We start from the raw sequence: 23,297 nt of genomic DNA on the forward strand, positions 1-23,297 counted from the left end.
AGCGAAGCCATTGATTTGGCTTCGCTTTTTTTATGAGCGCAGATCTTGGTGGTGCAAAAAATACAGAGCCGGAACTCAGCTCGTCTGCTGCAGCAACGGATACAGCGATATCACCAGCAACGCCGCCATGCCGAAGTTGAACACGCGTAACCAGCGCGGGTTGCGCAGCACGTTGCGCAACACACTGCCGAATCCTGCCCAAACCCCCACGCTCGGCGCATTGATCAGGGCGAACACCGTAGCGATGATCACCACGTTCATGGTGTAGCCCTGCAACGGTGTGTAGGTGCTGATTGCACCGATTGCCATCACCCACGCCTTGGGATTGACCCATTGAAACGCCGCCGCGCCCCAGAACCCCAGAGGCTTGCCTTTACCTTCAGTGTCTTCGGATGCCGGGCCCGAACGGGCGATGTTCCACGCCAGGTACAGCAAGTAAGCCGCGCCCGCGTAGCGCAGGATGGTGTAGAGCACCGGATAGGCGGTAAACGCCGCGCCCAGCCCAAGCCCCACCGCCAATACCAGCACCAGGAATCCGGAGCTGATGCCCAGGATATGCGGGATGGTGCGCTGGAAGCCGAAATTAACCCCTGAGGCCAGCAGCATGGCGTTATTGGGGCCCGGGGTGACGGACGTGACAAACGCAAATAAAGCAAACGCCAGCATCAAATCAAACGACAAGGACATGGTTTTTTCCTGGAACGGGCCTTAGCACGTCACCTGCCACTCGGGTTTCGCGGTTACAGGTGTACGGAGGCCACTTAAAGTTGGAGTCAGAGCAACGAACTGAGAAAGCCGATGGCAACCATCGAGTAGAACGCTGCGCAAATCAGCCCGAAGGACTTGCGGGTCCGGGCAAAAAAAGGTTCTGCCGAATGGGCGGAAAACGCCAGGGCGTAGGTGCAGAAAATCAGGAAACCCAACAACGCACAGGCCGCCACCAGCACAAAACTCGCCCATGCCGGTGCGTTGACGCTCAGCCCCACTGTGGTCACGGTGAACCAGGTCAAGGCCGCCTTGGGGTTGGTCAGGTGAATGCCCAACCCTTGTAGATAGAAGCCCAGGTTGCGCGTCTGTTTTGCTCGCGCTTTGGCCACCGTCGTGGCGTTATGCGCCAGCGCACTGCGCACCGACTTCCAGGCCAGGAAGAACAGGTAGCAGGCGCCGAACACCTTCAGCCACAGGATGATCTGGGTGTTGGACATTAACAGCGCCGACACGCCGGCAGCGGTCATCGCGCCCCAGCACAACGACCCGGAAATAACCCCCGCCGCCAGCGCCAGGCCCGGTGTGCGCCCGTAGTTCAAGGAGGTGTTGGCGATGGCCAGGTTGCCTGGGCCCGGGCTGGCGGTGCCGATCACGTAGACCCCCAGTGCCGCTGCAAAACTTGAAAACTCAAACATAGGTGCACTCATACCCGTGGCGCCAGCGCGCAGTGAGCACCCCAAGCCACCGCGGCTTGAAGTGATGGTCAAAAAAGCTACTTGAAGCAACGATGATCCGGCTCTTGGGCGCGAATCTTCTCCATCCAGGGCTTGAGTTCCGATTGCTTGTACAGGCGCTCGCCCCAATTTTCCGGCGAGACCGGCAATGGCCGCCCCTGCAGGATGTAGTCGGTGAGCAGGTGAATGAACTGCTGCAGGCAATAGGCGCCCACGTGCAGGCGCAGCGAGGAAGCCGTCTCGGCGGGCGCGACGTTGAAGCGCGCCACATCGATGATCTGCCCGCTGTCCACCGAAGGGGCCAGGTGATGGCAGGTCGAACCGTAGGTTTCATCGTTGTAGTAGATCGCGTAATGCTGGCTGCCCAGGCCCCGATATTTGGGGGGCGCCGGGTGCAGGTTGATCGCGCCTTTGCGGGCATTCTTGTAGATGCTCTGCGGGAAGATGAAGTCGCCACGGTAGGAGATGATCCAGTCGCCTTCCCAATCATCCAGGTGATAAGGGTAGGGATCGCCCGGGTCCCAGCAAAACACCTCGAGGTTGGAGAACACGGTCTTGGCGAATTCCACGCCGTGATCACACCAGTCCATAGTGCACACCGACAGCAGGACTTTGTCCTTGCATGGTTCGATCGTCTGCATCTTCATTTCTCCCTTTCCAGCTAATGTGGGTGACAACGACCGTCCCCCGGTAAGCCCGCTCGATCGCTAGTAGGCGACAGCCCTGACCACTGCATTGAAGCGCTCGACCATTTGCCCCAGTTCCCCTTCGCTGGTGATAAACGGCGGTGCGAACAGCACATGATTGCCTTGTGTGCCTTGCACTGTGCCGCTGCCGGGATAAATCAGCAGGCCGCGTTGCAGCGCCTCTTGCTTGAGGGCCGCGGCATAGGCGCCGCCGCCTCTGAATGGCGCCTTGGTGGAACGGCTCTCGACAAACTCGACGCCCACGAACAATCCGCGCCCGCGCACATCGCCAACGATATCCAGGTCAGCCAGGCTTTCCCTGAGCCAGGTGCGCAGTTGCTCACCCCGTTGGCGCACTTGCGTCAGCAGGTCTTCTTCGACGATGACTTGCTGTACCTCCAGGGCAATGGCGCAGGCCAGCGGGTGGTTGACATGGGTTTGGCCGTTGCCCAGTACACCCGAGCCACGGGCCATCACCGAATGCACCCGGTCACTGATCAACAGCGCCGAGATCGGCATGTAACCCGCCGCCAGGCCTTTGCCGACCGCGACCATGTCCGGCACGATGCCGTCGTCGGTATAGGCGAACAGCTGCCCGGTACGCCCCATGCCGGCCATCACCTCATCAAGGATCAGCAGCACATCGTGGCGCTCGCACACCGCCTTGATCTTGCGAAAATAACCGGGCACCGCAGGCACCGCGCCGTTGGTGGAGCCCACTACGGTCTCGGCAAAGAACGCCGCGACGTTCTCACTGCCCAGGCTACGAATCTTGGCGTCCAGTTCATCGGCCAGGCGCGTGGCGTACTGCTCCTGGCTTTCGTCGGGCCGTTGATCACGGTAGGCGTAGCAGGGGGAGACGAACTCGGCGGGTGCAAATAGTCGACCGAATACCGACTGGCGCTGCGGGTTGCCGGAGATGCTCAAGGTGCCCAGTGTGCTGCCGTGATAGCTCTGTTGGCGGGAAATGAACACTGATTTGTCGGGCAAGCCGCGCTCGCACTGGTACTGGTAAGCGATTTTCATCGCCAGCTCCATCACCTCCGAGCCGCCGGACAAGAACTGCGCACGCGCCAGGCCGCCACTGGCTGCCACCAGGCGCTCAGCGAGCTCCTCGGCGGCAGCGGTGGTGAAGCTGCCCGCATGGGCCCAGGCCAGTTTCTTCGCTTCGCGCTCGAATGCCGCGGCGATCCGCGGGTGCCCATGGCCCAGGCTCGACACTGCGACACCGCCGCAGGTGTCGAGGTAGCGTTTGCCCGTTGCATCCTCAAGCCAAACCCCACTCCCGCCGACCGCCAGGATCGGTGAGCTGTTGAGGTTCTTGTAGATCACTTTTGACATGGGCGCAGTTCCTCAGGCAATGGGCGTTACCGTTTACTCACAGCGTGATCCCAGGCTGTCGGCGCCTGGTGAAAGCGCCGGCCGAAACGGGAAGAGTGAAACACCGAACGCGTCAGCCCGATGGGCAGCAACACGACGATAAACATCAGAAACGCAAGAAATCTCAGCACGGTAAAAGCTCCATTGAGTTAAAGGTAAGGATCAATCCAGCGGGATCTCGCTGCGCCAGTCCACAGCCTCGACGAAGGCCGGTTGGCCGGGGCGTTCCAGCACGTAACGGCCCAAAACCAGTACGTCCATTTCGGTGCGCATGAAGCAGGCGTACGCTTCCTCGGGTTTGCACACGATGGGCTCACCGCGCACGTTGAACGAGGTATTGACCAGCACCGAGCACCCCGTGCGTTCCTTGAAACTGCGCAGCAGGTAGGTGAACGGTGCGTTGTTTTCCTCGGTCACCGTTTGCACCCGTGCCGACAGGTCGACGTGGGTCACCGCCGGCAATTGCGAGCGAATATTGTTGATACTGCCCAGCCCGCGCTCCGGGCCGCCTTCTTGTCGCGACTGCTGGGATTTGATCGAGTCGGTGACCGGCGCGACCATCAGCATGTAAGGGCTTTTTTCGCAGATATCGAAATAGTTGCCGGCGTCCTCGGCCAGCACGGCCGGGGCAAACGGGCGGAACGACTCGCGGTATTTGATCTTCAGGTTCATGGTGCGCTGCATCTCGGGGTTGCGTGCATCGCCGAGAATCGAACGCGCGCCCAAGGCTCGTGGGCCAAACTCCATGCGCCCCTGGAACCAGCCCACCACCGCGCCCTCGGCCAGGCGACTGGCAACCTGGTCATACAGCCCGGCGTCGTCATAGCGGGTGAAGGGGTAGTGGTTTTCCAGCAGGAAGCGGGCGATTTCTTCGTCGCCAAAGCCCGGCCCCAGCAGGCTGCCGCTCATGGCATCAGACTTGCCACCTTCCAGGTGCGGACGACCGCTGTGCTTGACGGCAAAGTCCAACGCCGCCCCCAGGGCGCAACCGGCATCACCGGCCGCCGGCTGGATCCAGATCGAATCAAAGCGCCCCGAGCGGCTGAGCACGCCGTTGGCCACGCAGTTCAAGGCTACGCCACCGGCCAGGCACAGATTGCGCTCGCCGGTCTGCTTGACCGCGGCAGTGGCCAGGCCCAGCACCACTTCCTCGGTGACTTTTTGAATCGACGCGGCCAGGTCGCACTCACGCTGTGAGATCGGGCTTTCGGGTTGACGGATCGGCCCACCGAACAACTCTTCAAACGCTTCGCCGACCATGCGCTCACCGCGCAGGTACTCGAAGTACTTCATGTTCAGGGTGAACGAGCCGTCCTCGCGGATATTGATCAGCTCGTCGCGAATCTTGTCGGCGTAGATCGGCTGGCCATAGGGCGCCAGGCCCATCAGCTTGTATTCCCCTGAGTCGACCTTGAACCCGCAATAGTAGGTCATGGCCGAATACAGCAAACCCACCGAATGGGGGTAGGAAATAGAGTTTTTCAGTTCAAGATTGGTGCCCTGGCCGTGCCAGATCGTGGTCGAATGCCATTCGCCGATGCCGTCGATGCACAACACCGCCGCGTTCTTGAACGGTGACGGGTAAAACGCCGCCGCCGCGTGGGAGCGGTGATGCTGGGAGGCCTGGGTGCGCGGCGCCTTGCCCCGGCCCAGGATTTCGAGTTGCTCGTCGACGAACTTGAGCACGTTCCACTTCCAGCGAATCCATTCCGGCATCGCATTGATGAACGTACGTGCGCCGCCGATGCCGCCGCTGGCAAACGACGAAATCACCCGGGAGAATTTTTCCTGGGGGTCTTCGTAATAAACCACCGCCTCCAGGTCATCCAGGCTGATGCCCTCGGCGTCCAGGCAATAGGCAATCGCCTGGGCCGGGAACGCCGGGTCATGGCGCACGCGAGTGAAGCGCTCTTCCTGGGCGGCAGCGACGGGCACGCCGTCCTTGACCAGGGCGGCAGCACTGTCGTGGTAGAAGGCAGAAATCCCTAAAACATAATTAGCCATTTAACTGTGCATCCTCATCACATTCCGCCAATCCATGGAGTCGCCTGCGCCAATCGAACTGCTGGCGTGTAGGCAACCTTCTCTGCGTATCAAGACCACCATTGCGCGAATGGCAGGCTTCGTAGAACCGGGATCAAGGACACCACGAGCACCAGGCTCATGGTGATATTGAACGCCTTCAAACGTTGTGGCTGGGTCAGGAAGCGCCGCAGGTACTGCCCGAAAAACACCCAGACCATCGAACACGGTGAACCGAATACAAAAAACAACAGCGCAATCAGAAACACCTGCACCGTGTACGAGCCCAAGGGCGAGGTGTAGGCCAGCACTGCGCCCACCGCCATCACCCAGGCTTTCGGGTTGACCCACTGGAACAGCGCCGCAGCGGTGAACCCCAAAGGCTTGCCTGATTGGTCACCCAGATCGGTGGTGGGGGCACTGGCAATCTGATACGCCAGGAACAACAGGTACAACGCGCCGACCACCTGCAAGCCGTCATGCAACCACGGGTACTGGCGGAACACCGCCCCGGCCCCCAACCCGACCGCTACCAGCATCAGCGGAAAGCCAATGTTGATACCGGCCACATGGCGCAAGGTACGGCCGATGCCGAAATTGGCCCCGGACGACATCAACATCACGTTGTTCGGGCCTGGCGTGACACAGGTGGCAATCACGAACAGCACGATCGAGTAGTAATCCAGTGCCTGCATGGTCATGCCCTGCTCAACGGTAATCTTCCAGCGTGCCCTGTCGACGAATGTCCACGGACACACAATGGAAACCGCCGCTCAGACTGCGCGCGTGGCGCATCTTCAGCGGTGCCACATCGATGCCGTGTTTTTCCAGTGCGCGAATCAGCGGCACTTGCTGGTCATTGATCACCGCCAGCGACGGGTTGACCATGATGAAGTTCATGCCCTGCCAGATAGAGGCACGCGGGTACGACCAGCAGTAACTGGTGTCCACCATGTCGGGGGCCCAGATGATGTCCCAGTGCTTGAACACTTCGGGCACCTGATCCTTGCCGATGCGTTCGGGGTTCAACACCACCAGCCCTGGACGCACCAGGGTGATGGTGGTGTCCAGGTGCGTACCGTCGTAGAACCCGCTTAGGGCGTGCACGCGATATTGGTCGCCGAGCACGCGCTTGAGCCACTCGTAGCCCATGCGGTTACCGCTGCGCGACACCAGGTAAAGAATGTCGCGGCCCATGCGCAGCACGTTGGCGGCATCGAAAATCGGCTCATCGTTGGCGATGATCGAGCCCTCGCGCGGGTTGACCCGGTAGGTACTGTCGGGCAGTTCCGGCTTGGGCGCGGAAATCCAGTTGGCGCCGCTGGCGAAGTACGCCTGCAGGTGTTCGCGGTAGGCAAAAGGTTCGAAGTAACGGCTGCGCAAGGCCATCGGCGCTTCAATGATGGTTTTGCCGATCGGCAGCAGAACGTCCCTTGGGCAGTAGTTGTATTCGCCGTCGGTCTTCCAGTCGCCGGTGCCGAACAGTGCCGCGTGATAAGTCTCTTTGGGCCGGCGCACGGTCACCCCATGGCCGACCAGGAAGGCGGCAAAGGCGTCCAGGTCTTCCTGTGCTTCTTCAACCAGTTGTTCGGGGTAAGGCCCTGACGGAATCTCATTGGGCGAGTCGTGGTGCTCGCTGTAGTCGAGGGCGAACAGGCCCTTGTCCGGCCGCGGCACGCGTGCGCCATGGGCAATACCCACGATCATTTCCTCGAGGGGATCCCATTCGTTATGCACTTCTACCAAAGACATAATTGCTCCTCGTGGCGTTATTGTTCGTGGGTTTGCAGCAATACCTGCCGCGTGATCGGCAAGTGATGCAGATAGCCTTTTGAAGCCGCTGTGCGGGTTGGGCGCGGGAGTACATGGTCGGCCGATGAGAGGCGCAAGCGACGCAACATCGAGGCCCATTTGCCTGGCTTCGGCGCCAGGGACTCATAGCCCACGCGCACGCGCTGCCATTGCGCGGCGACCTGTTCGGCACTGGTCAACGCACGCATGTACGCATCGATCGCATCGGCAGCCCAGGCCGAATGCCCGGTGGACACGTTATCAATGGTGTTGTGCAGGTCGACGAACGCCGTGCTGAACCCGTAGTGCCGTAAAAAGCGCCGCGCCGAACGATAGCTGCCGCCCACGCCGGACAGCTCCATCGCCAGGTTCATGCCGAGCACTTCGGGCATGAACGTCATCGGCAGTTTGCCCAGGCACAGCCAATACACGGGCAGGCGGAAGGAGTCTTCGTCCAGGCGCGGGTCTTCGGTGAATTCACGGCTACCGGTGGGGGCCAGTTCGAAATCCATGTCACGCAGGCCATCGCGATAAATTTTCGGATGATTGAGCGCCTCGATGCCGTTGCCCAATTCATCCCAATAGGTCTGGAACAGGGTGTAGCCCACGTGGGAAGACGCCAGCCCCAGGTCGGTAAAGCCTTGCAGCCACGCACCGTCGATCAGCGTCAGCGGCGCCAGTTGCAGGGTCGACTCGATGATTTCTTCACGGCTGGGCATTTGCGCCGGGTCGCTGTCATCGAACTGTTGGCCGTTCTGGTCATGCTTGTCCAGCAACCAGGCGCGCAGCACATTGGGGCCCCACTGCTCGGGCAATTGGCGCTCGGACGTCTTCAGTGATTGGCGTGAACGCTCAAGCCAACGGCTCACATAGGCATGGGCAAACTGGCGGGTGGCCGGCTGCAGCGCACGCCCCTGCAAGACAAAATAGGCTTCGCGCAGGCTCTTGGGCCAGTGCCCGGTGTCGGCAGGGCTGGCTGAGTTAGTGCGGGGCACCGTGGCGGCGCTGTCGACTGGCTGGCGTGGCAGTTGCGGCGTGGCGCCAGCCTGGGGCAACCAGTCGATCCACTGGCGAATTATGCTCAAGTCTGCCTCGCTGAAGATGCGGAACATGCGCCCGGTCGGCGCCACCAGGCTGGTGACCAGCAGGCTTTTTTTCGAGTTCCCCGGCACGATCAAACGGCTGCGCGACAGCACATCCAGCAGGGGCAACGGGTCGCGCTGCGCTTCTTCGATCCACAGCGCCAGGCTGCGCCCTTCAATCAGGTAATTCTGGTGATACACCGCGCCCACCCGCGCCAGACGCTGCATCAAATGCGCCATGGCCTGTTGGGGCGAAGTGGCGGTCAGCGAGGCGTTATACAGCCGCGCATTCCAGCGTTGCAGCGCGCCGAACAGCCAGTTGGCGCCGCGTAGCAGACGGGCCTGGCGCTCTTCGCCCTGCTCGATGATGCGGTGCGCGACCCATTGGCTGATATGGCGCAACGAAGCCGGTTCCAGGCCGGGGAATGACGCGCTCAGATCCAGCCGGCCGAGTTCCAGCGCCAGCCCTTCAAGCTGGCCCATGGCTGCCCAGCCCGGGCAAAGCCCGACGGCGCGCAAGGCCCAATCGACACCGCAGAGTTCATCACCGTAGGCATCGCTGCGTCGGCTGAGGGCAAGCAACAGCGCGGGCAGTTCGAACGCGTCGTCATGCAGGTCCGGCAGAGTCGCCAATTGCGCCGGCGCCAAGGCGTAGGTGGTCAGCTGTAGCTGGCCCAACAACGCGTTGAAGTGATGGCCGCGGGAGGCGTTCGGGTAGCCGACCCCGATGTCATGGGCAAACAGTTGCATCAGGCGCAGCTGCGCGGGGTCTTCAAATACCCCGGGTGCGCTCAGGCCCTGCAGCCAGCAGCCGAGCACCGAGGCCATCGGTGCCGAATAAACCGCCAATGCCTGGGCAAAAGCGCGAGCGTTGTGCTGTTCGACGGCAGCGGTGGCGGCGCCGGCATACGCCGACGCCTGTTCCGACTGCCACGCATCGATCCGCTGTGACAGCAGCGGCAACTGCACCGGCTCGACGTCTTTGCCCAGCAGGGTGTCGAGGTACTCCGTATCCAGGAAACATTCAGGCTCCAGCGCCAAACGATAGAGTTCGCGCCACCTGTCGTCTGCGGGGATGCGTGTTGGAATCGAGCCATCCATAGCCATTACCTTCCAGTGCCGCGTCAGAACATCGGATAAATGGAGGAGTCAGGTTTCTTCTTCTTTTTTCCAAACAGGCGTTGGAAAAACTTCTTGATGGATTTCATGTGCAAGTCCTTTTAGCGAGTGACATCGAGAATAAGTTTTGAAACCAGGTCGTTGCCGGCATCGGTGAAATGGATGCGGTCGACGAACTGCCAGTCTTGCGGGCCCAGTGCCTCGGCCAGCAATGGCGTGATGTCGACAAACTCCACCCCCATGGCCCGCGCCCCGTCGCGCAAGCGCTGGGCGTAGGCTTCGCGCACCGAGGTTTGCAGGATGTCGCCATACACCTCGGTGAAATTACCGAGTTGGTCGAGTTCGGCAAACAGTTGCTCTTCCTCATGGCTGCCGGTCTCGCGGACCCAGCCGGCGAGCGGTTGCAGGATGAACGTCAGCTTCGCACCCATGTCGGTGGCCAGGGCGCGCCAGATATCCAGGTGCTGCAAGGTCAGGTTGGCGGCGTAGTCGATCTGTTCCTGCATCGACGGCGGCGTGGGTTGCTCGGGCTCCTGAGGCTTGCCGAACAGATTCGACAGGCTCCAGTTGCTGGCGGTCGGCTGCTGTGGCGTCAAGGCATCGAAAAACTGATGGCAGTTGAAAAACGCGCCGTGCTCGCCCCGATAGGCGTGAGGCTGACGTGCCAGGCCAAGGTTGTTGAAACCGGAGAACAGCACGATTTCATCCACCTTGGGCAGGTGGTGCCGGTTGAGGGTGAACAGCACCAGCTCTTGGGTAGAGTTGAAGCTGCGGCCGCCGAAATTGATCCAGCGCTGGCCACGGGGATCGTTCTTCGTGAGGCGCGAAGCAAGGGTCCAGCTGTCGGCGCTGGCGCCAATGCCGAACACGGTGGAGCTGCCCGCCAACAGGCGTACCGGGCCATTACCCTTGATACCGTCGACCACCGAATAGCGGGTACCCAATGACTCGGAGTAGCGAAAGCCGGATGAATCGGTATTGACCACGGGGGAAGCATGGTCAGTGGGGTGGAAGTACATCAAATAGGGCAGCCATCGAACTTCACCGGCATCGGTGAATTTCTGTTCGTACTCGGCCATCTGCGGTGTGAGCGTCGTCCTTGTCGTCATAGCGCTTGATCCATTTGGTATTCGCTGGGCAGATTCAAACACCTGGTTGGTTTGTCAGGTGCTTGCTTTGTAGGGCATTTCTGAAAATTTGGTGCGTACAGTGCTGCTTTACTATTTTGTGACTACTTTGTACCAACCTTGTCAAAGGTCTCGTGCACTGTTATGGGACCTATCATCCCAAGGCGACGACGTGTATTGCAGATACAGCAGAACTCAATCTTTTGAATACAGATTGGGGTTTTATGCTGAAAATTTTTCAAAAAAAGGCCAATCTGTAACTTCTTAAGCGACAGATCAGAAGCTACAGTCGGGCCTATGACTCTTTACCTGAACCTCGCCGAATTCATCAGCAGCCGCATCGAGCAGGGCCTGTACGGGCCCGGTGAGCGGTTGCCATCTGTACGCACCCTCAGCCATGAGCACGGCGTCAGCCTGACGACCGTGCAACAGGCCTACCGTGTATTGGAATGTTCGGGGTTGGCGGTATCGCGTCCCAAGTCGGGCTATTTCGTGCCGTCGGACCGGCGCGTGGCGCCTTTGCCGCAGATGGGCCGACCAATCCTGCGGCCGGTGGACATTTCCCAGTGGGACATGGTCCAGGAACTGATACGCCTCGATCAAGGCGCCGGTATCGTGCAACTGGGGTGCGGTATGCCGGACATCAGCGTGCCGACCCTCAAGCCGCTGCTGACCGCCATGGCCCGTATCAGCCGGCGCAGCGACAACACCAGCCTGCAATACAGCCACATCCAGGGTGTATTGGCCTTGCGCGAACAGATCGCCCGGCTGTCCATCGATGCGGGTGTTCGCCTGACCCCGGCCGACCTGATTGTCACCAGTGGCTGTCAGGAAGCCCTGTCTACCGCAATCCGTGCGATTTGCGCGCCCGGCGATATCGTGGCGATCGCTTCGCCGAGCTATTACGGGATGATGCAGATCCTCAAGGCGGCCGGTCTCAAGGCGCTGGAGATCCCCAGCGACCCCGTGACCGGCATCAACCTGGAAGCCCTTGAGATGGCCCTGGAGCAGTGGCCGATCAAGGTCATCCAATTGACCGCCAACTGTAACAACCCCATGGGCTACATCATGCCCGACGAGCGCAAGCTCAAGCTGATCCGCATGGCCCAACGCTTTGACGTGCCGATCATCGAAGACGATATCTACGGTGATCTGTCGCATCGCTATCCGCGGCCACGCTCGCTCAAGTCCTTCGATGAAGACAACCGCGTGGTGTTGTGCAGTTCGTTTTCCAAGACCGTGGCCCCTGGCCTGCGCGTCGGCTGGATCGCTCCGGGGCGTTACCTGCCCCAGGTGCTGCATATGAAGTTCATCGGCTCTGGCGCCACCGTCACCCAACCGCAATTGGCCGTGGCCGAATTTATCGCCAAGGGTAATTACCAGTTGCACCTGCGGCGTATGCGCAAGCAATACAAGCGCAACGGCGATCTGATGAGTGAGTGGGTCAAGCGCTATTTTCCGGCGGGGACCCGCGTCAGCCAGCCTCAGGGCGGCTTTACGCTGTGGGTCGAATTGCCCGGGGAGTTCGATACCTACGCCCTCAACCGACTGTTGGAAGCGCAGGATGTGCAGGTGGCCAACGGCAATATTTTCTCGGCAGCGGGAAAATACCGTAATTGCATCCGGCTGAACTTCGCCAACCCACCCACCCGCAAGGTCGAGATGGCCGTGCAAAAGGTCGGGCAAACCGTTGGCCAGTTGATACAGATGGAGCTGGACAACCCCCTCACCGCGCAACAATGGCAGCCTCAGCCCTCTGCGTTTTGATCGGTTGCGTGCTCACTTGGCGGCATTTGTTCTCAAGGATCACAAGATTTAGGCTGTAGCCCTCTTTGACAAGAAGGAAAGCAGCGATGACCTGGTCTGCCAAGCAGTACACCCTGTTCGAACAACAGCGCACTCGCCCGGTCCGTGACCTGGTGGCGGCGATTCCCGAAACCGACGTGCGCACTGCCGTCGACTTGGGCTGCGGGCCGGGCAACTCCACAGCGGTACTGGCCGAGCGCTTTCCCCAAGCGCGAGTCACCGGCATGGACAGCTCCGACGACATGCTGGCCGACGCCCGCGAGCGCTTGCCGGCGTTGAGCTTCGAACTGGCAGATATCGGCGCCTGGAATCCAGCACAAAAATTCGATGTGATTCTGGCCAATGCCTCACTGCAATGGCTGCCCGACCACGCCGCGCTATACCCGCACTTGGTCAAACAACTGAACCCTGGCGGTACGCTGGCGGTGCAAACCCCGGACAATCTCGACGAGCCCGCCCACCGGTTGGCCCGCGAAGTGGCGGCCGACGGCCCATGGTCGGCGAAGATCGGCGCGGTCAAACACAATGAGCGGCACACCGCGAGTTACTACTACGAGTTGCTGAGCAAGCACTGCAGTACGGTGGATGTGTGGCGCACCACCTATCAGCACCCGTTGGCAGATCATGCGGCGGTGGTGGAGTGGTTCAAGGCGTCGGCATTGCGGCCCTTTCTTGCGCCGTTGACCGACGATGAAAAGGCCGCCTTCCTGCAGCAATACCAGGCGCGAATTGCCCTGGCTTATCCAGCCCTGGCCGATGGCACTGTGTTGCTGCCCTTTCCGCGCCTGTTCATCATCGCGACACGCTAACGTGATCGGCGTAAGTGGCGGTCACGCGGCCGCCGTTTGCGCCTGCAGGTATTCCTGCGCCGACATGACGCCCGCATAGCCAAATGCCAAGGATGCCATGTACGCCCCATGCACCTGCGCCGCTGGAATCACCTGGCCGTTGAATTCCTGATCGCGAGTAGCACAAGCGTCATGGATCACCGTGACCTTATAGCCCAGGTCCGCCGCCGCCCGCACCACGGCGTCCACACACATATGACTCATGCTGCCGACCACCACCAGATCGGTGATGCTGCGCTGCTCCAGCAACTCGCGCAGGTTGGTTTGGCGAAACGCATTCACAAAATGCTTGAGCACTACCGGTTCATCACCCTCGTTCAACACCTTGTCGTGCAAGCGGGCGCCGTCGGAGCCGGGCGTGAAGAACGGCGCGTCGTCGCCTTCAAACTCATGGCGTACGTGAATCACCGCATCGCCTGCCTGTCGAAATGCCTGTAGCACCTGCGCCGCCTTGTCCGCCGCGGCTTCTACGCCGTCAAGCGGCCACTTGCCCTGAGGGAAGTAGTCGTTCTGGATATCGATTAGGATGAGCGCTTGCTTGGCCATGTATGTTGCCTCCTGATGGGTTGATGGGCCCAGTATCTTAGCTGGCGCCGAGGTTGAGAATTGGCCGCACCGACAATAACAGGGGGAAAACTGACAATGGCCGTGGAACGCGCGACGCTCGAACTGGGTGTGTTGATCTATCAGGGCGCGCAACTGGCCGCCGTGCATGGCCTGACCGACCTGTTCGGGGTCGCCAATCGCATCGCCGCCGAGTACCAATCTGCGCAACTGCCGCTGCTGCGGGTCAGCCACTGGCAGGTAGACGCCCACGGCACGCCGGCGCGCGTGTTCGACAGCCACCCAGCGCCGGCCCAATCGATGATGGCTCTGCTGGTACCGCCGTCGATTGGCGAGTTCACCGAAGACCAGGCGCCGCCCGTACTGCTGGAGTGGATCCGCCAGCAGCATGCTGCCGGCACGGTGCTTGGCGGTGTGTGCATCGGCTCGATCATGTTGGCGCGTAGCGGTCTGTTGGATGGGCGCAGCGCCACCGCTCACTGGTCGTCCTCGGAATCCTTCGCGGCCCGTTACCCGGCAGTGCGCCTGGAAGCGGATAAACCCATCGTCGATGACGGCGACCTGATCACCACCGCCGGGCTGATGGCTTGGTCCGAACTGGGCCTGCGCCTGGTCGACCGGCTGATGGGGCCCAGTGTCGCCGCCGACACTGCGCGTTTTCTGGTGATCGAACACAGCGACAGTGCCCGCCAGTGCGGAAGCAACTTTGCGCCGATCCTCAGGCATGGCGACAGTGCGATCCTGAAGGTCCAGCATTGGCTGCAAGCCAGTGGCGCAGTGGATGTTTCGGTGGCGGCGATGGCGCAGGCGGCAAACCTGGAAGAGCGCACGTTTTTGCGCCGTTTTCGCAGTGCGACGGGGCTTAAACCCACCGAGTACTGCCAGCATCTGCGGGTCGGCAAGGCGCGGCAGATGCTGGAGTTCACCAACGGCACGATCGACCACATCGCCTGGACCGTGGGTTATCAGGACCCCAGCGCTTTTCGTGCACTCTTCAAGAAGATTACTGGCTTGACCCCCAGCGACTACCGCACCCGGTTTGGCGTTTGAATCGTGCAGAACGCAGGGGGGTTGGGGCATCGTCGTGCAGAATAGAGCAGGCTAACTGCCATCGCTTTTAGTGCAACTCATTGATTTGATAAACATCCCTCACAAAGCCGCGTTGGCCTGATCCCTGCAACTTTCCCACCACACACATGGCGGGATAGCCAAGGGGGACGCATGACCCCGACAAATCGCAACAAATTGGTGGTCGCACACTCGACGCGCGAAGGTGCGCCATTGCATGAGGTTGAAACCAACCGCGCATTGGCCCGCTGGCTGGCGCAGATATTGGGGCTCAAGTTTGGTGGCAGTTACGACCCCCAGATGCACGCCGGTCGCGAGCTGTACCTGCTACCCACGCAAACTCTGGTCGGTCCCGCCCTGGCGTTGAAGCTTGACGTCAGAGGGCCGGAAGATTTGTGGGGGGGCTATGTCGATCACGATTTCATTTGTACCAAAGCGATCAGCCACGGCCTGTTGAGCCCTGAGGCAAAGGCCCCTGAAGGTTGGTCGCCGATCTTCTGCGAGCGCGTACGCGACGTTGTGTTGGATGGCTTGAGTGTGTTCGCCCTGGAAGACGCCAAGCCCGCCGCCGCGCGCTTGCTCTATAGTGGCCCGATCCGTATGAAACCGGTGCACGCCTGTGCTGGACGGGGCCAGGAAGTTATCCACAGTCTCGATGAGTTCGACGCGATAGTGGCGCGTCCTGACGCCGCGAAGTTGTTCAGCGCCGGCGTGGTGCTGGAGCAAGACCTGCACGACGTAGTTACCCACAGCGTGGGCCAGAGCTTTATCGGTGAGCACGTATTCAGCTATTGCGGCGAGCAATACCTGACCCGGGACGGGCAGAGCGAGGAGGTCTACGGCGGCTCCAACTTGCTCGTCGTGCCCGGCTACTATGAAGACTTGCTGCAATTGGCCCTGCCTGACGATGTGCGGCAAGCCATCGAGCAAGCCCGGGTTTTCGATAATGCTGCCGACGAAGCCTACCCGGGGTTCTACGCCTCGCGGCGCAATTACGACATCGCCCAGGGCCTGGACAGTAACGGCCAGCGCCGTAGCGGCGTGCTCGAACAGTCCTGGCGCATGGGCGGGGCCAGCAGCGCGGAAGTCGCGGCGCTGCAGAGTTTCATCAACAACCCGAGCCTCAAGGCCATCCGCGTGTCCTCGGTGGAAACCTACGTGGATCAAGCGCTGCCGGCAGATGCCATTGAGGTGTACCGAGGCCCGGCCGAAAACAGCGACTTTCTTCTCAAGTATGTGACGGTTCAATCTTATGACGGCTAGAAGCGAGAGCATCAGTATCGATGTAGATGACGAACAGATGAGTGGGACATTCCTCAGCCCCAAGTCCAAAGTGCCCGGCGTATTGTTTGTGCACGGTTGGGGCGGCAGCCAGGAGCGCGACCTGGAACGCGCCAAAGGTATAGCGGGGCTGGGTTGCGTATGCCTGACCTTCGACCTGCGGGGGCACGCCGGCACCGGCATTCCCTTATCGCGCGTCACCCGCGAAGACAATCTGCGCGACCTGCTGGCCGCCTACGACCGGCTGCTGTCCCACCCGGCCATCGACACCTCGGCAGTGGCTGTGGTGGGCACCAGCTATGGCGGATACCTGGCGGCAATTCTCACTTCGTTGCGCCCCGTGCGTTGGCTGGCGCTGCGGGTGCCCGCGCTGTACCGCGACCAGGAATGGCTCAAGCCCAAGCGTGAGCTGGATAAAGCCGACCTGATGGATTACCGCGGCACGTTGGTACGTGCCGAAACCAACCGTGCCCTGCACGCCTGCGCGCAATTTACCGGTGATGTGCTGATTGTGGAATCGGAAACCGACGACCATGTGCCCCATGCCACCATCATGAGTTATCGCGCGGCGTGCCAGCAGACTCACTCCCTGACCCACCGCATCATCGACGGCGCGGACCATGCCTTGAGCGACCCGGTGTCGCAACAGGCCTATACCTCGATCCTGGTGGACTGGATTACCGAAATGGTAGTGGGTGAGCGGTTGAGCATTATCCAATCCCGATAGACGTTAAGCGGGTGTCTTCTTCACCCGCAACGCCTTGGCCTTGGCCTCCACCCCCAGGTACATCACCAACGCAATCAGCAATGGGCAAATAAAGTAGATTGCCCGATACGCGATCAACCCGGCCAGCAGACTCCCGCGCGACGCCTCATGCTGCAACAACCCGATAAACACTGCCTCCAACACCCCAAGCCCGGCGGGTATATGGGTGACCACACCGGCAATCGCGCTGATCAGCAACACGCCCAATACCAGCGGGTAATCGAGTTTGGCGGGCAGCAAGGTAAAAATAACCGCTGCCATGAGTGACCAGTTCAAGGCGCCCAGGGCCAGTTGGAGGCAGGCCATGCGCAGCGACGGCAAATTGATCTCGATGCCGCGGATCGACCACGCACGTTTTTTCGAAAACCGGCACGCCGCCAGGTAACCCAGGCTCGCGATCACCAGCAACACGCCCACACCTTGCAGAGCGCCGGTGCTGAGCTTCCAACCCGGTGGCAGGGTGACCAGCCCGCTGCTGAACACTACCCCGGCCAAGGCCATATAGCCGAACCAATTGGTGGCCAGGCTCAGGCCGAGGATCTTGGCGATATTGCTGGTGCTTACCCCCAATCGCGAATACAGCCGGTAACGCATGGCGATGCCGCCGACCCAGGCGCTCAGATTGAGGTTGAACGCATAACTGATAATGCCCACCGGCAGGATCTGCTTCCAGCGCAGAGGCTGGCGAATATAGGTCCGTCCGATCAGATCGAAGCAGGCGTACACGATAAAACTGCACAGCGTCAGCGCGCCGGCGATCAGCAATGTGCTGACTTTGAAGTCGCTCAACGTCTGCAGCACTTCGCTCCAGTCGATGCGCCGGGCAAGCAGGGTGAAGAGCACTATCAGTAGCAGGAAGAACGCAATGGTCAGGGGCTTCTTCCAGCGCTGGAACCGTGAGCCGTTTTTCTCAGACGTCATGGGCCGGACTCTCAATGGGTTTCAAACGCGGCTTGTGTGCCGGCAACCAACTCGCCAGCGCGGGAAAGTGGCGCATGACATGGAACACCAGAAACCCCACGGTCAGGCGCCACAACCACAGGCGCGGCTTGCGCTTGGCCGGCATGGTCTGGCAATGGTCTCGTGCCAGGGCTTCCAGGCTCTGGTACAGCTGCTGGTTGAAGGCGCGGTCACGAATCAGCACGTTGGCTTCCAGGTTCAGCGCCAGGCTCAGCGGGTCGAGGTTACTTGAGCCCACGGTGCTCCATTCGTCGTCCACCAGCGCCACTTTGCCGTGCAACGGGCGTTGGCAGTACTCGTGAATCACCACGCCATCCTTGAGCAGATAGTCGTAGAGCATGCGCGCCGCCAGCTTGGCCAGCAGCACGTCGGGCTGGCCTTGCATGATCAACTGCACCTGCACGCCCCGGCGCGCTGCGTTACGAATCTCGCGCAGCAAGCGATAGCCGGGGAAGAAATAGGCATTGGCAATTACCACCCGCTGCCGGGCCTGGCTCAAGGCGTGGATATACGCTTCTTCGATGTCGTCGCGATGCTGGATATTGTCGCGATAAATCAGGCGCACCAGCCCGTCGTCGTGCTCGTCTGCCCATGGCGAAGGCCGTTGCTGGCGTCGGCGCCAACCTCTACGGGTGCGCACCTGGCGGCCACTTTGGGCGAGGGCGAAATGGTGCAAGTCGGCCACTGCGGGGCCGATGATCTGTACCGCGTAATCCTGCTTGGCTTCGGGGCCGAAGTCCCCCAGGTGATCAGCGGAAAAATTGATCCCGCCGATAAACGCCACGCTAGCGTCCACCACCACGATCTTGCGGTGCAGGCGACGAAACCAGTTGGTGCGAATGCCGAGGGTTTTGGATGCCGGGTCAAACATCTGCACGATCACGCCGGCTTCAGCCAGTGCGCGCAGAAAGGCCGGGCTCAGTTCGCCGCAGCCGAAACCGTCAAGGCTGACCACTACCTTGACCCCGCGTTGCGCCGCTTCGATGAGAATGCCTTGCAGCTCATGACCGACCTTGTCTTCAAAGAGGATGAAGGTCTCCAGCAGGATTTCCCGCTGGGCGTCGCGCATGGCCTCGAACACCGCGGGAAAATAGGCCTCGCCATTTTCCAGCAATTGCACACGATTGCCGCTCTGCCAGCCGTAGTCCAGGTCGCGGGCCTTGCTGTCATCCGGCGGCTGGTCGGTGGCGATATGTTCTACCGCAATGCTCATAACTCAATCTCCACCGACAGGGGCACATGGTCTGACAGGTGCGACCACGGCCGCGTGGTGAGCACGCGCGGGTTGTGGATGGTCAGGTTGCGCACATAGATGCGATCCAGCGGCAGTAACGGCAGGCGTGCCGGGAACGTACGCGCAGGCTTGCCGTGGGCGTGGATGAACACCTCCTGCAGGCCGCTTTGACTCAGGTCGGCCTTTTGCCGCCAGTCATTGAAATCGCCGGCGACCACCAGGGGCGCATCCGCCGGGATCTGGCCAATACGCTGCTCAAGCAAGCGCAGTTGCTGTTGGCGATGTACCTCGCGCAAGCCCAGGTGGATGCAGATGGCATGCACCTCGCGTTCGCCGCCCGGCAGGCGCAGTACGCAATGCAGCAGGCCGCGGTTCTCATGGCCGCTTTGGGAGATGTCGAGGTTGTCGTAACGAATGATCTGGAATTTTGACAGCAGCGCGTTGCCATGGTCGCCATGGGGGTAGACCGCATTGCGACCATAGGCAAACTGCGGCCAGATGCTGTCGGCGAGAAATTCGTACTGCGGCATCTTCGGCCAGTCGCTATAGCGCTGGGGATGGCGCTCGTGGGTGCCGTGGATCTCTTGCAGGAACACCATATCGGCACCGACGCTGCGCACCGCTTCGCGCAGTTCGGGCAGGATGAAGCGTCGATTCAGGGCGGTGAAGCCTTTATGGATATTCACCGTCAGCACGGTAAAACGCGTGATGGCGGTGGTGGGGGGCACGGGGATCAGCTCGGGGTGAGTCATGGCAACACTCCCGGTTCCGGCAACTGCCCGGGTGCCGTGAGCAGGTGCTTGTCCAGCCCGAAGCGCTGTAACAAATGGCGCGCGTCGAAAGGCGCGCGCACCTTGATGTCATTGTCGAAAAAGCAGAACACGTCACGCTGTTTACGCACGCGGGGTTTGCGTTGCGGGGCGACAAGGTGCGCATCCGCCGGTTGTTTGCCGTGCGCCCAGCGCTCGATACGGTCACCCCAGCGTTTGAGCGCTTCATCGGTATAGCCACTGGCGTAGAGCTGCTTGTCGCCGTGTAATCGTAGGTACATGAAGTTGGCGGTGACGTCTTCGATATAGGGCCACTTGCCGGCGGTGTCAGCCACTACGAGGGCAACACCGTACTTGTCCAGCAGCTGCACAAACTCCGGTACCGCAAAGCTCATGTGGCGAATTTCCACGGCATGGCGCAAGGGTTTTTTGCCATAGGCTTTCATGCTTGCCTTGCCGTTCAGGCGCGGCTCGTGCTGGCGGGCGAGGGCGGCGGCCTGTTGGGTGTTGGTGGGTAAATCGGCCAGGAAGGCTTCGAACAGTGCGACGTCGAATTTGAAGCTGGGCGGGAACTGCCAAAGGATGGGGCCGAGTTTTTCTTTGAGCTCCAGTACCCCGGAGGCGAAGAAATTGGCCATGGGCTTGTGCACCTCGCGCAAGCGCAGGATATGCGTGACATAGCGTGGCGCCTTGACGCTGAACATGAATCCCTCAGGCGTATCGGCGTACCACTGCGCATAGCGCTTGGGGGTTTGCAGCGCATAGAAAGAACCGTTGATTTCAATGCTGCTCACGGCGCGTGACGCAAACTGCAACTCGCGTTTCTGGGTCAGCCCGTCGGGGTAGAAGTCCCCGCGCCAGGGCGTGTAGCGCCAGCCGGAAATGCCGATATGAATCGCCGCCATGGTTGCTCCTGTGGAGGTGGGGTGCGTTATGGGATGACTGCGATATTTGGCTGAAAGTTTCCACGTTCCTACAGACGGTACGGGGTGCGAAATGTGGGAGGGGACTTGCCCCCGATAGCGGTGCATCAGTCATGAAGTTGTTGACTGACAGCCTGCTATCGGGAGCAAGCCCCCTCCCGCAATTTGAATCACATGCCCGCAAACACAGGGAACGATCAAGGCTCAAACCCGTCAGTTCCTTACAGACCCTTCTGAAGGAGCCCGCTGTTTTGCTGAATTTAAAGACTGCATTACTGCTAGGGGCGCTGCTGTTCTGCGGCAGCGGCGCATTGCAAGCTGCTGCCACCGCGCCTGAGTCCGACGCGGCGGCCAAGCCCGAGTTGCTGGTGGAGGGCGGCCTGCTCGGGGCCATCAGTTCCAGCATTGATGATGTGCAGCAGAAGCTCGATCTGAACCAGAACTTTATCGACGAGTGGCGCCTGCGGGCCGACCGGGCCGCGAATGAAGTCGGGCGGCTGGTCGACCAGACCGCCGCACGCTCGCCGTGGAGTGTGGCCGGGGATTTCCTGCTGTTATCCGCCGTTTGGGTGGGTGCTTTTGCGCTGCTGACGTTACTGGGGCGCTTTATCGTGCGGCGCTTGAGCCTGCGCGCCTTTTTTCGCCGGCGGGCACGCTTGCTGGGCGTGCTGGGGTATGTGGTGCCTTACACCATCCCTGCGGTTATCTGCCTGCCATTGACGCTGTATGTCAGCCATTTTCTCGCCTCTTCCGTAGGACGGGCACTGGCGCTGTGTTTTGCCTACGCCACCAGTAGCGGCATCTTTTCCACCTCCATGCTGCTGTGCGTGATCGTCATGTTCAATGTCGGCCACAAGCGCCCGGCGGTGCAGATCATTCGCGACTATTGCCCCAAACCGCTGTTCCTGATCGGCTTCCTTGCCGCTCTCAGCGACGCGCTCACCAGCCCGCAGATCGCCCGGCAGCTGGGCGGCAACATCACCAGCAGCGTTGCGGTGTTTACCGGGCTGTTCGCGACAGTGATCTTCGGTGTGCTGGTGGTTCGCCTGCGTCGCCCGGTGGCGCATTTGATTCGTAACCGGCCGTTGGCGCAGCGCCTTAAGCATCCGGCGTTGCAGCAATCGCTGCGGGTATTTTCCGGGCTGTGGTATTGGCCGATCCTGTTGATGGTACTGGTCTCGGCGATCAACTTGATCGGTGCCGGCGACGATAATCAAAAGGCCCTGCGCTGCGCCTTGTTGACCACCATCCTGCTGATCGGCACGGTATTTCTCAGCACGGTGCTGCAACACTTGTTCAAGTCGCGCAGCCAAGTGGCGATACAGCGCAGCAGTGCCTACAAGGAGCGCTTTCTCAGCCTGTTGCACGCGATATTGCGCATTGTGATGGCCATCGCTTTTATCGAGATACTGGGGCGTATCTGGGGCGTGTCGCTGTTCGAGTTCGCCCAACGCAACTCAGTGGGCCGGGCGATCAGCGATTCGCTCAGCAGTATCGGCCTGATCCTGCTGATGACGTGGCTGTTCTGGGTGGTGCTCGATACGGCGATTCAGGAAGCGCTCAAGCCCCCGGTGAACAAACGTTCCAGCCGCCAGCCCAGTACGCGGGTCAAAACCATCCTGCCGCTGCTGCGTAATGCGGTGAAAATCATTCTGGTGGTTATCTGTGCGATCACCACCATGGCCAATCTGGGTATCAACGTCGCGCCGTTACTCGCGGGTGCGGGGGTGGTCGGCTTGGCGATTGGTTTTGGCTCCCAGCAGTTGGTGCAGGACGTGATCACCGGCCTGTTTATCATCATCGAAGACACGCTCTCCATCGGCGACTGGGTGGTGCTCGATTCCGGCCACGCCGGTACCGTCGAGGGCTTGACCATCCGCACCCTTCGCCTGCGCGACGGCAAGGGCTTTGTGCATTCGGTACCGTTCGGGCAGATCAAGGCGGTCACCAACCAGTCGCGCCAATTCGCCTATGCGTTCTTCTCGGTGCAGTTCACCTACGACACCGACGTGGACAAGGCCGTGGAGCTGATCCGTGAAGCAGGCCAGTCGATTCGTGACGACGTGTTCCTCAAGTACAACCTGCAAGGGCCACTGGAAGTGTTCGGCGTGGACAAGATGGACCTCAATGGCGTGGTGCTCACGGCGCAATTCCGCACGGTATCGGGTGGGCAATATGCGGTGAGTCGAGCGTTCAATCAGCGCTTGAAAAAGCTTGTGGATAACTGTGACGAGGTGCATTTTGCGCAGACTTATCCACAGCAGGTGTTGTTGCCCAAGCGTGTGGCGCAGGAGGATGAGCCAGAGGCCGAGCAAGCCAGGCCGCAATGATGAGAGTGGCTGTTCCGGCCCCATCGGGAGCAAGCCCCCTCCCACATTTGAATGTGTTCACACATCAAAATGTGGGAGGGGGCTTGCTCCCGATGAGG

At 60.8% G+C, this 23,297-nt stretch carries 21 protein-coding genes; 6 read left to right on the forward strand and 15 right to left on the reverse strand.

Annotated elements, in window-relative coordinates; genetic code table 11:
* Positions 1 to 75: 75 nt before the first annotated feature.
* The 10 genes from E4O98_RS24665 to E4O98_RS24710 form a co-directional block, all read right to left on the reverse strand.
* A complete protein-coding gene (locus E4O98_RS24665; protein WP_032879215.1) occupies positions 76 to 687 on the reverse strand; it encodes a LysE family translocator in 612 nt (203 codons plus the stop codon).
* 86 nt (positions 688 to 773) lie between these two features.
* Complete coding sequence (locus tag E4O98_RS24670; RefSeq protein WP_005791901.1) at positions 774 to 1,403, reverse strand: LysE family translocator; 630 nt, start codon at positions 1,401 to 1,403, stop codon at positions 774 to 776.
* Positions 1,404 to 1,480: 77 nt separating this feature from the next.
* Positions 1,481 to 2,089, reverse strand: a complete 609-nt coding sequence (locus E4O98_RS24675) for a formyltransferase family protein (protein ID WP_177464533.1) — start codon at positions 2,087 to 2,089, stop codon at positions 1,481 to 1,483.
* A 60-nt stretch (positions 2,090 to 2,149) separates the two neighbouring features.
* Positions 2,150 to 3,469: an aspartate aminotransferase family protein gene (locus E4O98_RS24680; protein ID WP_103735409.1), complete on the reverse strand. Its 1,320-nt coding sequence runs from the start codon at positions 3,467 to 3,469 to the stop codon at positions 2,150 to 2,152.
* A 26-nt stretch (positions 3,470 to 3,495) separates the two neighbouring features.
* Positions 3,496 to 3,639, reverse strand: a complete 144-nt coding sequence (locus tag E4O98_RS24685) for a hypothetical protein (protein WP_005791897.1) — start codon at positions 3,637 to 3,639, stop codon at positions 3,496 to 3,498.
* A 31-nt stretch (positions 3,640 to 3,670) separates the two neighbouring features.
* Positions 3,671 to 5,512, reverse strand: a complete 1,842-nt coding sequence (locus tag E4O98_RS24690; protein ID WP_005791895.1) for a carbamoyltransferase — start codon at positions 5,510 to 5,512, stop codon at positions 3,671 to 3,673.
* Between the two features lie 89 nt (positions 5,513 to 5,601).
* Positions 5,602 to 6,225 (reverse strand): LysE family translocator, encoded by a 624-nt coding sequence (locus E4O98_RS24695; protein WP_032881200.1) that lies wholly within the window; start codon positions 6,223 to 6,225, stop codon positions 5,602 to 5,604.
* Between the two features lie 13 nt (positions 6,226 to 6,238).
* Entirely contained in the window at positions 6,239 to 7,282 is a 1,044-nt protein-coding gene (locus E4O98_RS24700; RefSeq protein ID WP_248136499.1) for an inosamine-phosphate amidinotransferase 1, read from the reverse strand.
* Positions 7,283 to 7,299: 17 nt separating this feature from the next.
* Positions 7,300 to 9,504: an iron-containing redox enzyme family protein gene (locus tag E4O98_RS24705; protein WP_248136501.1), complete on the reverse strand. Its 2,205-nt coding sequence runs from the start codon at positions 9,502 to 9,504 to the stop codon at positions 7,300 to 7,302.
* 119 nt (positions 9,505 to 9,623) lie between these two features.
* A complete protein-coding gene (locus E4O98_RS24710; RefSeq protein WP_032879218.1) occupies positions 9,624 to 10,631 on the reverse strand; it encodes an SGNH/GDSL hydrolase family protein in 1,008 nt (335 codons plus the stop codon).
* A 315-nt stretch (positions 10,632 to 10,946) separates the two neighbouring features.
* Here E4O98_RS24710 and E4O98_RS24715 point away from each other — a divergent pair, with 315 nt between their 5' ends.
* On the forward strand, positions 10,947 to 12,416 hold the full coding sequence (locus E4O98_RS24715; RefSeq protein WP_078822458.1) for a PLP-dependent aminotransferase family protein: 1,470 nt from the start codon (positions 10,947 to 10,949) through the stop codon (positions 12,414 to 12,416).
* An 86-nt stretch (positions 12,417 to 12,502) separates the two neighbouring features.
* The gene (tam, locus tag E4O98_RS24720) at positions 12,503 to 13,264 is read left to right on the forward strand and encodes a trans-aconitate 2-methyltransferase (protein WP_103735408.1); all 762 of its coding nucleotides are present in this window, start codon (positions 12,503 to 12,505) and stop codon (positions 13,262 to 13,264) included.
* A gap of 21 nt (positions 13,265 to 13,285) precedes the next feature.
* Here tam and E4O98_RS24725 read toward each other — a convergent pair whose 3' ends face one another.
* On the reverse strand, positions 13,286 to 13,849 hold the full coding sequence (locus tag E4O98_RS24725) for a cysteine hydrolase family protein (protein ID WP_248136503.1): 564 nt from the start codon (positions 13,847 to 13,849) through the stop codon (positions 13,286 to 13,288).
* Positions 13,850 to 13,945: 96 nt separating this feature from the next.
* Between E4O98_RS24725 and E4O98_RS24730 the strand changes: the two genes are divergently transcribed.
* The 3 genes from E4O98_RS24730 (at position 13,946) to E4O98_RS24740 (ending at position 16,943) form a co-directional block, all read left to right on the forward strand.
* Positions 13,946 to 14,917: a GlxA family transcriptional regulator gene (locus E4O98_RS24730; RefSeq protein ID WP_078822455.1), complete on the forward strand. Its 972-nt coding sequence runs from the start codon at positions 13,946 to 13,948 to the stop codon at positions 14,915 to 14,917.
* A gap of 171 nt (positions 14,918 to 15,088) precedes the next feature.
* Positions 15,089 to 16,198, forward strand: a complete 1,110-nt coding sequence (locus tag E4O98_RS24735; RefSeq protein ID WP_103735406.1) for a DUF3182 family protein — start codon at positions 15,089 to 15,091, stop codon at positions 16,196 to 16,198.
* Positions 16,188 to 16,943, forward strand: a complete 756-nt coding sequence (locus E4O98_RS24740) for an alpha/beta fold hydrolase (protein WP_032879226.1) — start codon at positions 16,188 to 16,190, stop codon at positions 16,941 to 16,943. Before E4O98_RS24735 ends, E4O98_RS24740 begins: the two co-directional genes overlap by 11 nt.
* Before the next feature lie 3 nt (positions 16,944 to 16,946).
* On the opposite strand, the gene E4O98_RS24745 is transcribed toward E4O98_RS24740, so the two are convergent.
* Genes E4O98_RS24745 through E4O98_RS24760 form a run of 4 tightly spaced genes read right to left on the reverse strand, consistent with a single transcriptional unit; the run spans position 16,947 to position 20,851 of the window.
* Complete coding sequence (locus E4O98_RS24745) at positions 16,947 to 17,903, reverse strand: lysylphosphatidylglycerol synthase domain-containing protein (protein ID WP_005791882.1); 957 nt, start codon at positions 17,901 to 17,903, stop codon at positions 16,947 to 16,949.
* Entirely contained in the window at positions 17,893 to 19,155 is a 1,263-nt protein-coding gene (gene clsB, locus E4O98_RS24750) for a cardiolipin synthase ClsB (protein WP_248136505.1), read from the reverse strand. The genes E4O98_RS24745 and clsB overlap by 11 nt, the downstream gene beginning before the upstream one ends.
* Positions 19,152 to 19,928: an endonuclease/exonuclease/phosphatase family protein gene (locus tag E4O98_RS24755; RefSeq protein ID WP_032879229.1), complete on the reverse strand. Its 777-nt coding sequence runs from the start codon at positions 19,926 to 19,928 to the stop codon at positions 19,152 to 19,154. The genes clsB and E4O98_RS24755 overlap by 4 nt, the downstream gene beginning before the upstream one ends.
* Positions 19,925 to 20,851, reverse strand: coding sequence for a DUF72 domain-containing protein (locus E4O98_RS24760; protein WP_032879230.1), 927 nt, complete (start codon positions 20,849 to 20,851; stop codon positions 19,925 to 19,927). Before E4O98_RS24760 ends, E4O98_RS24755 begins: the two co-directional genes overlap by 4 nt.
* A gap of 269 nt (positions 20,852 to 21,120) precedes the next feature.
* On the opposite strand from E4O98_RS24760, the gene E4O98_RS24765 reads away from it, so the two are divergent.
* The gene (locus E4O98_RS24765; RefSeq protein WP_032879232.1) at positions 21,121 to 23,199 is read left to right on the forward strand and encodes a mechanosensitive ion channel family protein; all 2,079 of its coding nucleotides are present in this window, start codon (positions 21,121 to 21,123) and stop codon (positions 23,197 to 23,199) included.
* Positions 23,200 to 23,297 lie beyond the last annotated feature (98 nt).

The sequence above is a fragment of the Pseudomonas sp. W2Jun17 genome, assembly GCF_023127795.1.
Lineage (GTDB): Bacteria > Pseudomonadota > Gammaproteobacteria > Pseudomonadales > Pseudomonadaceae > Aquipseudomonas > Aquipseudomonas synxantha_A.

Coding starts and splice junctions, on each gene's coding strand:
- E4O98_RS24735 (WP_103735406.1), top strand. CDS start 15,089: ATGACCCCGACAAATCGCAACAAATTGGTGGTCGCACACTCGACGCGC.
- E4O98_RS24665 (WP_032879215.1), bottom strand. CDS start 687: ATGTCCTTGTCGTTTGATTTGATGCTGGCGTTTGCTTTATTTGCGTTT.
- E4O98_RS24710 (WP_032879218.1), bottom strand. CDS start 10,631: ATGACGACAAGGACGACGCTCACACCGCAGATGGCCGAGTACGAACAG.
- E4O98_RS24700 (WP_248136499.1), bottom strand. CDS start 7,282: ATGTCTTTGGTAGAAGTGCATAACGAATGGGATCCCCTCGAGGAAATG.
- E4O98_RS24690 (WP_005791895.1), bottom strand. CDS start 5,512: ATGGCTAATTATGTTTTAGGGATTTCTGCCTTCTACCACGACAGTGCT.
- E4O98_RS24695 (WP_032881200.1), bottom strand. CDS start 6,225: ATGCAGGCACTGGATTACTACTCGATCGTGCTGTTCGTGATTGCCACC.
- E4O98_RS24730 (WP_078822455.1), top strand. CDS start 13,946: ATGGCCGTGGAACGCGCGACGCTCGAACTGGGTGTGTTGATCTATCAG.
- tam (WP_103735408.1), top strand. CDS start 12,503: ATGACCTGGTCTGCCAAGCAGTACACCCTGTTCGAACAACAGCGCACT.
- E4O98_RS24725 (WP_248136503.1), bottom strand. CDS start 13,849: ATGGCCAAGCAAGCGCTCATCCTAATCGATATCCAGAACGACTACTTC.
- E4O98_RS24760 (WP_032879230.1), bottom strand. CDS start 20,851: ATGGCGGCGATTCATATCGGCATTTCCGGCTGGCGCTACACGCCCTGG.
- E4O98_RS24740 (WP_032879226.1), top strand. CDS start 16,188: ATGACGGCTAGAAGCGAGAGCATCAGTATCGATGTAGATGACGAACAG.
- E4O98_RS24755 (WP_032879229.1), bottom strand. CDS start 19,928: ATGACTCACCCCGAGCTGATCCCCGTGCCCCCCACCACCGCCATCACG.
- clsB (WP_248136505.1), bottom strand. CDS start 19,155: ATGAGCATTGCGGTAGAACATATCGCCACCGACCAGCCGCCGGATGAC.
- E4O98_RS24705 (WP_248136501.1), bottom strand. CDS start 9,504: ATGGATGGCTCGATTCCAACACGCATCCCCGCAGACGACAGGTGGCGC.
- E4O98_RS24715 (WP_078822458.1), top strand. CDS start 10,947: ATGACTCTTTACCTGAACCTCGCCGAATTCATCAGCAGCCGCATCGAG.
- E4O98_RS24675 (WP_177464533.1), bottom strand. CDS start 2,089: ATGAAGATGCAGACGATCGAACCATGCAAGGACAAAGTCCTGCTGTCG.
- E4O98_RS24745 (WP_005791882.1), bottom strand. CDS start 17,903: ATGACGTCTGAGAAAAACGGCTCACGGTTCCAGCGCTGGAAGAAGCCC.
- E4O98_RS24670 (WP_005791901.1), bottom strand. CDS start 1,403: ATGTTTGAGTTTTCAAGTTTTGCAGCGGCACTGGGGGTCTACGTGATC.
- E4O98_RS24680 (WP_103735409.1), bottom strand. CDS start 3,469: ATGTCAAAAGTGATCTACAAGAACCTCAACAGCTCACCGATCCTGGCG.